General features: G+C 72.5%; 5 protein-coding genes. 4 read left to right on the forward strand and 1 reads right to left on the reverse strand.

The window, feature by feature from the left end; translation table 11 throughout:
• Positions 1-144 precede the first annotated feature (144 nt).
• A complete protein-coding gene (locus tag AB0E98_RS32730; protein ID WP_361709905.1) occupies positions 145-1947 on the reverse strand; it encodes a glycoside hydrolase family 15 protein in 1803 nt (600 codons plus the stop codon).
• Between the two features lie 529 nt (positions 1948-2476).
• On the opposite strand from AB0E98_RS32730, the gene AB0E98_RS32735 reads away from it, so the two are divergent.
• From AB0E98_RS32735 to ald, 4 genes are all read left to right on the forward strand, one after another.
• Positions 2477-4126: a CTP synthase gene (locus AB0E98_RS32735; RefSeq protein WP_361709989.1), complete on the forward strand. Its 1650-nt coding sequence runs from the start codon at positions 2477-2479 to the stop codon at positions 4124-4126.
• Positions 4127-4213: 87 nt separating this feature from the next.
• Positions 4214-4861, forward strand: a complete 648-nt coding sequence (locus AB0E98_RS32740; RefSeq protein ID WP_361709908.1) for an NUDIX hydrolase — start codon at positions 4214-4216, stop codon at positions 4859-4861.
• A gap of 361 nt (positions 4862-5222) precedes the next feature.
• Positions 5223-7259 (forward strand): tetratricopeptide repeat protein, encoded by a 2037-nt coding sequence (locus tag AB0E98_RS32745; RefSeq protein ID WP_361709992.1) that lies wholly within the window; start codon positions 5223-5225, stop codon positions 7257-7259.
• A gap of 193 nt (positions 7260-7452) precedes the next feature.
• Entirely contained in the window at positions 7453-8568 is a 1116-nt protein-coding gene (gene ald, locus AB0E98_RS32750) for an alanine dehydrogenase (protein WP_361709995.1), read from the forward strand.
• Positions 8569-8709: the final 141 nt, after the last annotated feature.

Raw genomic sequence — 8709 nt, forward strand, 5'->3', positions numbered from 1 at the left:
CCCCTTTTTAATCACACGGCGACCACCTATATCTACCCCACCCCCCGCACACTCTTACCCAACACCACCCTCTTCCCATCTCGCAAATCGACACTCCCCCGCGCCCCTCCCGGGGCGCGGGCCGTCCCCGGTTCTCCGGCGGCGCTAGCCGCCGAACGCGCTGGACGCCGTCAGCCGCAGTGCCGTGTCGATGAGCGGCACGTGGCTGAAGGCCTGCGGGAAGTTCCCCACCTGCCGCTGCAACCGGGGGTCCCACTCCTCGGCCAGCAGCCCCAGGTCGTTCCGGAGGCCCAGCAGCTTCTCGAAGAGCTGGCGCGCCTCGTCCACCCGCCCGATCATCGCGAGGTCGTCCGCGAGCCAGAACGAGCAGGCCAGGAACGCGCCCTCGTCACCCTCCAGGCCGTCCACGCCCGCCTCATGTCCGGCCGTGGGATACCGCAGCACGAATCCGTCCGGGGTGGACAGCTCCCGCTGGATCGCCTCGATGGTGCCGATGACGCGCTTGTCGTCGGGCGGCAGGAAGCCCATCTGGGGGATGAGCAACAGGGAGGCGTCCAGCTCGTGGGAGCCGTAGGACTGGGTGAAGGTGTTGCGCTCCTTGTCGTAGCCCTTCTCGCAGACGTCGCGGTGGATGTCGTCGCGCAGCTCGCGCCACCGCTCCAGGGGGCCGTCGACGTCGCCGGACTCGATGAGCTTGATCGTCCGGTCGACGGCGACCCAGGCCATGACCTTGGAGTGGACGAAGTGCCGGCGGGGGCCGCGGACCTCCCAGATGCCCTCGTCGGGCTCGTTCCAGTGGTCCTCCAGATAGCCGATGAGGCGCAGCTGGAGCACCGAGGCGTAGTCGTTGCGGGCGAGCCCGGTCATATGGGCGAGGTGGAGGGCCTCGGTGACCTCGCCGTAGACGTCGAGCTGGAGCTGGCCGGCGGCGCCGTTGCCGACGCGGACCGGGCGGGAGTTCTCGTAGCCCGGCAGCCAGGACAGCTCCGCCTCGCCGAGCTCGCGCTCGCCGGCGATGCCGTACATGATCTGGAGGTTCTCGGGGTCGCCGGCGACGGCGCGCAGCAGCCACTCGCGCCAGGCGCGGGCCTCCTCGCGGTAGCCGGTGCGCAGCAGCGACGACAGGGTGATCGCGGCGTCCCGTAGCCAGGTGTAGCGGTAGTCCCAGTTGCGGACGCCGCCGATCTCCTCGGGCAGGGAGGTCGTGGGGGCGGCGACGATGCCGCCGGTGGGGGCGTACGTCAGTGCCTTCAGGGTGATCAGCGAGCGGACCACGGCGTCCCGGTAGGGGCCGTGGTACGTACAGTGGCCGACCCACTCCCGCCAGAACTCCTCCGTGGCCGCGAGCGAGCCCTCCGGGTCGGGCAGGGCGGGCGGCTCGCCGTGCGAGGGCTGCCAGCTGATGGTGAACGCGATGCGCTCGCCGGGGGAGACGGTGAAGTCGGAGTAGGTGGTCAGGTCCTTGCCGAAGGTGTCGGCGGTGGTGTCCAGCCACACGGAGTCGGGGCCGGCGACGGCCACCGTGCGGTCGCCCCGCTTGTGGACCCAGGGCACCACGCGCCCGTAGGAGAAGCGCATCCGCAGGGCGGAGCGCATCGGCACCCGGCCGCTGACGCCCTCGACGATGCGGATCAGCTGCGGCGCGCCGTCGCGCGGCGGCATGAAGTCGATCACGCGGACGGTGCCGCGCGGGGTGTCCCACTCGGACTCGAGCACGAGGGAGTCCCCCCGGTACCGGCGGCGGTCGGCGGACGGTGGCGCGGCCCCCGAGGGGTGGGCCGGGCCGATCCGCCAGAATCCGTGTTCCTCCGTGCCGAGCAGCCCGGCGAAGGCCGCGTGCGAATCGAAGCGGGGCAGGCACAGCCAGTCGGCCGTACCGTCCCGGCAGATCAGTGCGGCGGTCTGCATATCGCCGATGAGTGCGTAATCCTCGATACGCCCGGCCACGGTCATCTCCAGTCGAACGGCATCCAGGACCCCTGGGGGTCGAACGGCAACCAGGACCCCCTGGTGGGGTCCGCATGACGATGAAGCGATCTTCGACGAGCTCTTGTTCCGGAGGTGAGGACGCTGCCCAGCGGTAGCTGGGAGGGCGCCCGGGGTGGTGCCGCGCCGGCCGGCTCGCTGCGTGTGTCCGAGCAGGATACGACGCGGAGTTGGGACACGCGCGACGGTTCGCGGGGGAACATGTGCCGAATGGGTGGCCCGGTGCGCGCCGGGCGCGCGCCCCGTGACGGGCTCCCGAGGCGTGCGGTGACACAGCGCCCACAGAGGCGTCGCGCCCAGTCACGACAGGTGTTGTGCGATGTCGTCGGACGCGTCACCGGACGCGTCCGGGCCCGGGCGCTGATACCCTGGTACCCCGTGGACCGGCGGGCGCAAGACCCCCCACCCGCAGCGACGGCACCCCCGGAATCGACCGGGTGATCGCCGGTACGCACCTTCACCTCGCGACCACGGGAGCCCCCCTTTGGCAATTGCCGCTAAGCCCACGACGACCAAGCACCTCTTCGTCACCGGGGGTGTCGCCTCCTCGCTCGGCAAGGGCCTGACGGCCTCCAGCCTGGGCGCGCTGCTCAAGGCGCGGGGCCTGCGGGTGACGATGCAGAAGCTCGACCCGTACCTGAACGTCGACCCGGGCACGATGAACCCGTTCCAGCACGGCGAGGTGTTCGTCACCAACGACGGCGCCGAGACCGACCTGGACATCGGCCACTACGAGCGCTTCCTCGACGTCGACCTGGACGGCTCGGCCAATGTGACCACCGGCCAGGTGTACTCCACGGTGATCGCCAAGGAGCGCCGCGGCGAGTACCTGGGCGACACGGTGCAGGTGATCCCCCACATCACCAACGAGATCAAGCACCGCATCCGCCGCATGGCGACCGAGGACGTCGACGTCGTCATCACCGAGGTCGGCGGCACGGTCGGCGACATCGAGTCGCTGCCGTTCCTGGAGACCGTCCGCCAGGTGCGCCACGAGGTCGGCCGGGACAACGTCTTCGTCGTCCACATCTCGCTGCTGCCCTACATCGGCCCCTCCGGTGAGCTGAAGACCAAGCCCACCCAGCACTCGGTGGCCGCGCTGCGCAACATCGGCATCCAGCCCGACGCGATCGTGCTGCGCGCCGACCGCGAGGTGCCCACCGCGATCAAGCGCAAGATCTCGCTGATGTGCGACGTGGACGAGGCCGCGGTGGTCGCCGCGATCGACGCCCCGTCGATCTACGACATCCCCAAGGTGCTCCACACCGAGGGCCTGGACGCGTACGTCGTGCGCAAGCTGGACCTGCCCTTCCGCGACGTGAACTGGACCCAGTGGGAGGACCTGCTGGACCGCGTCCACAACCCCTCCCACGAGGTGACCGTCGCGCTGGTCGGCAAGTACATCGACCTGCCCGACGCCTACCTGTCGGTGACCGAGGCCATCCGCGCGGGCGGCTTCGCCAACCGCGCCAAGGTCAAGATCAAGTGGGTCACCTCGGACGACTGCAAGACCACCGAGGGCGCCGCCCGCCAGCTCTCCGACGTGGACGCGATCTGCGTCCCCGGCGGCTTCGGCGACCGCGGTGTCAACGGCAAGGTCGGCGCGATCACCTACGCCCGTGAGAACAAGGTCCCGCTGCTGGGCCTCTGCCTGGGCCTCCAGTGCGTGGTCATCGAGGCCGCCCGCAACCTGGCCGGCATCGAGAGCGCCAACTCCACCGAGTTCGACCCGGCCACCGCCCACCCGGTCATCTCCACGATGGCCGAGCAGATGGACATCGTCGCCGGTGAGGGCGACATGGGCGGCACGATGCGCCTGGGCATGTACCCGGCCAAGCTCGCCGACGGCTCCATCGTCCGCGAGGTCTACGGCGACGCCGCCTACGTGGAGGAGCGCCACCGCCACCGCTACGAGGTGAACAACGCCTACCGCGCGGAGCTCGAGAAGAAGGCCGGCATCCTCTTCTCCGGCACCTCCCCGGACAACAAGCTCGTCGAGTACGTCGAGTACCCGCGCGAGGTCCACCCCTACCTGGTGGCCACCCAGGCCCACCCGGAGCTGCGTTCCCGCCCGACCCGCCCCCACCCGCTCTTCGCGGGCCTGGTGAAGGCGGCCGTGGAGCGCCAGCAGCAGGGCTGATCCGTCCGGTCTGTACGGTTGACCGGGGTGAGCGCCTGCGCACGCAGGCGCCCGCCCCGGTTCCCGTATTTCTGGAGGACGTAACCCATGGCGCACGAGGCCGTCGACGAGCCCGTCAAGGACACCGCCGAGGAATGGCGGGTCACCGCCAGCGAGACGCCGTTCACCGGCAACAAGACCAGTGTCCGCACGGACACGGTCGTCATGCCCGACGGCTCCCCGGCCAAGCGCGACTACCAGGTGCACCCCGGCTCGGTAGCCGTCCTCGCCCTCGACGAGCAGGACCGGGTGCTCGTCCTCAACCAGTACCGCCACCCCGTCCGGCAGCGGCTGTGGGAGATCCCGGCCGGCCTGCTGGACGTCCCCGGGGAGAACCCGCTGCACGCCGCGCAGCGCGAGCTCTACGAGGAGGCCCACGTCAAGGCCGAGGACTGGCGGGTGCTGACCGACGTCTACACCACGCCGGGCGGCTGCGACGAGGCCGTACGGATCTTCCTGGCGCGCGGGATCTCCGCCGTCGAGGGCGAGCGCTTCGCCGTCGAGCACGAGGAGCTCGACATGCAGCTCGCACGGATTCCGCTGGCCCTGCTGGCGCGCGGCGTCCTCAAGGGCGAGCTGCACAACAACTGCCTGGTCGTCGGCGTCCTGTCGGTCATGGCCGCGCTCGCGGGCGACGGCCTGGAGGCGCTGCGCCCGGCCGACGCCCCCTGGCCGGCCCGCCCCTTCGAGGCCTGACGGCCCCTCGGGCCCACGGTTTGACCAGGCCGCCCGGTCCGACCATCGGGCAACCCGAATAGGTGATCTTCAACAACGCGGTACCGCGTTACCCGGAGTGCGGTGGGTGGTGAACTAGGCTCGACGCGTCCCCCACCGCGGCCGCGGCGGGGGTTGAGCGTGCAGCAGGTTCCCGTGCGCGCGGGTCGGGGGTCCCCCACCGCGGGCAGGGGAAGGGAGTGGACCCGTGGCGGAGCGGACGGTGGAGACCGGCGGACCGGCGGTGGTCCCGCCCGAGCGGCGGCCGCCCGGCCCCGCACCCGTGGTGAGCCCCCGTCAGCGGGCCACCCGTACGACGTCCTTCACGGCCCAGCGCACCGAGCTGTTCGTCGGCCGGCAGCGCGAGCTCAAGGAGCTGCGTGCCGACATCGTGCGCGCGGGGCTCGACACCCTCTCCGGCCGGAAGAAGCCGCGCGGCCGGGTGCTGCTCATCGCCGGGCGGCCCGGTTCCGGCCGTACCGCGCTCGCCGAGGAGCTCGCCCGGCAGCTCGCCGTGGACTACCCGGACGGAGTACTGCGCGCCCGGCTGACGGGCGCCGACGGGGCACCCGTACCCACCGAGCGGACCGCGCGCGCCCTGCTGGCCGAGCTCGGCGCGCCCGTACCGGCCGGCGCCCAGGAGGACGAGCTCACCCAGGCCCTGCGCGACGCCCTCCACGGGCGGCGGGTGCTGCTCGTCCTGGACGACGCGGCGGGCGCCGAACAGGTGGACCCGCTGCTGCCCGACGAGCCCGAGTGCCTGATCGTGGCCGTCTCCCGGGGCCCGCTCACCGGGGTGCCGGACGTCCGGCCCTGCGCGCTGGGCGGCCTGGACACCCAGGCGGCCGTCGAACTGCTGGAGTGGTTCGCGGGCCCCACCCGGATCACCTGCGACCCGGTGGCCGCCAAGACGGTCGTCGAGGAGTGCGGCGGCCAGCCCGCCGCGCTGGTGCTGGTCGGCGGCTGGCTCGCCGCCCAGCCCAAGACGACGGTCGTCGACGCGGCCAAGCGGCTGCGCGAGCTGCCGCCCGCCGACGGCCTCGAAAAGGGCGGCCGGCTGCTGGCACGGGCCTTCTGGCTGGCCTACGAGGCCCTGCCCGCGCCCACCGCCCGGCTGCTGCACCTGCTCGCGCTGGCCCCCGCCGGGCTGGCCGACGCCCACACCGCCTCCGCGCTCGCGGGCACCTCCCTGACCACCGCCCAGTCCGTGCTGGAGGACCTGACCGCCCGGGGCCTGCTGCGCCCCGAGACCCCCGGGGAGGGCCCGGAAGGGCTGCCGCCGCAGTACCGGGTGCCGACCTGTCTGGCGCCCCTGCTCGGCACGCTGCTGCACGCCCAGGAGCGGCCCGGCGAGGTCGAGCTGGCCCGGGCGCGGATGCTGGAGCGGACCGTCCGTCAGCTGCACTCCTGCCGTGCCACCACGGAGCGGAACGATCCGGCGGTGCGCCGCAGGATCGAGCAGCTGCCCCGGCCGCTGCGCTTCCCCTCCCGGCGCGCCGCCGAGGAGTGGCTGCTGGCCCGGCTGCCCGCGCTGCTCGCGGCGGCCCGGCTGGCGGTGGAGGACGGCCGGCTGGACACCCTCGCCCGGCGGCTGGTCTCCGCGCTCACCCGGGCCCTGACGGCCCATCTGGGGCCGGAGGCGGCGGCGCCCGAGCTCTACGGGCTCCACCAGCTCGTCCTCGACGTGGCCCGGCGCTGCGAGATGCCGCTGGAGAAGGCCGCGGCGCTGCTGAACCTCGGCGACCTGGACGCCCGGGCCGGCCGTACGCCGGAGGCGCTGGACCGGTACCGCCAGGCCCTCGCGGCGGCGCGCGAGGCCGGGGACCCGTACGCCACCAGCCGGGCACTGGAGTCCATCGGGGCGGCGCACCAGGAGCTGGGCGACTTCCAGCGGGCCGCCGACTGGTACCGGCGCGGCCTGGAGCTGCGGCTGACGCGGGGGGAACTGGCCGACGAGGCGCGGCTGTACGGGCGGCTGGGCACGGTCCACGGCTACGCGGGCCTGTGGCCGGAGGCGCTGCGGGACTGGCGCGCGGCGGCCGCCGCCCACCGCAGGCTGCGCGATCACGCCGGGCACGCCCGGGCGCTGGGCGAGGCCGCGTGGGCGCAGGAGCACACGGGCCGGCCGCGCGAGGCGGCGCGCACCGCACTGGAGGCGGTGGAGTCCGCGCAGGCGGCCGGGGACGCCCGGCTGGAGGCGGGGCTGCGGCTGCGGCTGGCGGAGACCCTGGAGCGGCTGGGCGACGCGGCGGGGGCGCTGCGGCACCGGGGCTGCGCGGAGCGGCTGCTGGACGGGCCGGGCGCGCCCGGGGCCCCGGGCGGTCCGGGGGGCCCGGGAGAGGTCTCGGCAGAGGAGGGGGAGCGACCGGGGGTCCAGTAGGGGGTACCGCAGGGTAACGGATCTTCTACCTAAGAAATCAGTGGCGCATCGCGCAAAGATTGATGCATTGCAAGGCTAGACAACGCGCAATCCTTCAATAGACTGGCTGGGCCGCGTTCGACGCGGTCTGCTCTGGTGTGCCCGGCATATCCGGAATAGCCTGTCATTCTCTGATTCAAGGACCGTGATCGACGTGAAGGTCGGCATCCCCCGCGAGGTCAAGAACAACGAATTCCGCGTGGCCATCACCCCCGCGGGCGTGCTCGAGCTGGTGCGCAACGGCCACCAGGTCTTCGTCGAGAAGGGGGCCGGTCTCGGTTCCTCGATCACCGACGCCGAGTACGTCGAGGCCGGCGCGGCCATCCTGGACTCGGCCGACGAGGTCTGGGCCACGGCCGACCTGCTGCTGAAGGTCAAGGAGCCCATCGCCGAGGAGTACCACCGCCTCCGCAAGGGCCAGACCCTCTTCACCTACCTCCACCTGGCCGCCTCGCGCGAGTGCACGGACGCCCTGCTCCAGTCCGGCACCACCGCCATCGCCTACGAGACGGTCGAGCTCGCCAACCGCGCGCTGCCGCTGCTCGCCCCGATGTCCGAGGTCGCGGGCCGGCTGGCCCCGCAGGTCGGCGCCTACCACCTGATGCGCTCGGTCGGCGGCCGCGGTGTGCTGCCGGGCGGCGTCCCGGGCACCCACGCCGGCAAGGCCGTCGTCATCGGCGGCGGCGTCTCCGGCTGGAACGCCGCCCAGATCGCCGTCGGCATGGGCTTCCACGTCACCCTGCTCGACCGGGACATCAACAAGCTCCGCGAGGCCGACAAGGTCTTCGGCACCAAGGTGCAGACGGTCGTCTCCAACGCCTACGAGCTGGAGAAGGCCGTCGTCGAGGCCGACCTCGTCATCGGCGCCGTCCTCATCCCGGGCGCCAAGGCCCCCAAGCTGGTCACCAACGAGCTCGTCGCCAAGATGAAGCCCGGAAGTGTACTTGTCGACATTGCGATCGACCAGGGCGGCTGCTTCGAGGACTCCCGTCCCACCACCCACGCGGAGCCGACCTTCCAGGTCCACGACTCCGTCTTCTACTGCGTCGCCAACATGCCGGGCGCGGTGCCCAACACCTCGACCTACGCGCTCACCAACGCCACGATGCCCTACATCGTGGAGCTGGCGAACCGCGGCTGGCAGGAGGCGCTGCGCCGCGACGCCGCGCTCGCCAAGGGTCTCAACACCCATGAGGGTCAGGTCGTTTACGGCCCGGTCGCCGAGGCGCACGGACTGCCGCACGTCGAACTGAACACCCTGCTCGGCTGACCCGTCAGCAGCCGTTCGGAGACGAGCACATACCCGGCCGGGGGGGGGGGGGGCGCGGGCGCGGCGCGGGGGGGGGGGTGGGTGTGTGGGGGCGCGGGGTGTTCGGGGTATGGGGCCGCCCCACCACGCGTAAAGGTGGTG

The organism is Streptomyces sp. NPDC037389, from assembly GCF_040636475.1.
Lineage (GTDB): Bacteria > Actinomycetota > Actinomycetes > Streptomycetales > Streptomycetaceae > Streptomyces > Streptomyces hesseae.

Excerpts from the sequence above, each read along its gene's own strand:
- AB0E98_RS32740 (WP_361709908.1), top strand. The coding sequence starts at position 4,214 with ATGGCGCACGAGGCCGTCGACGAGCCCGTCAAGGACACCGCCGAGGAA.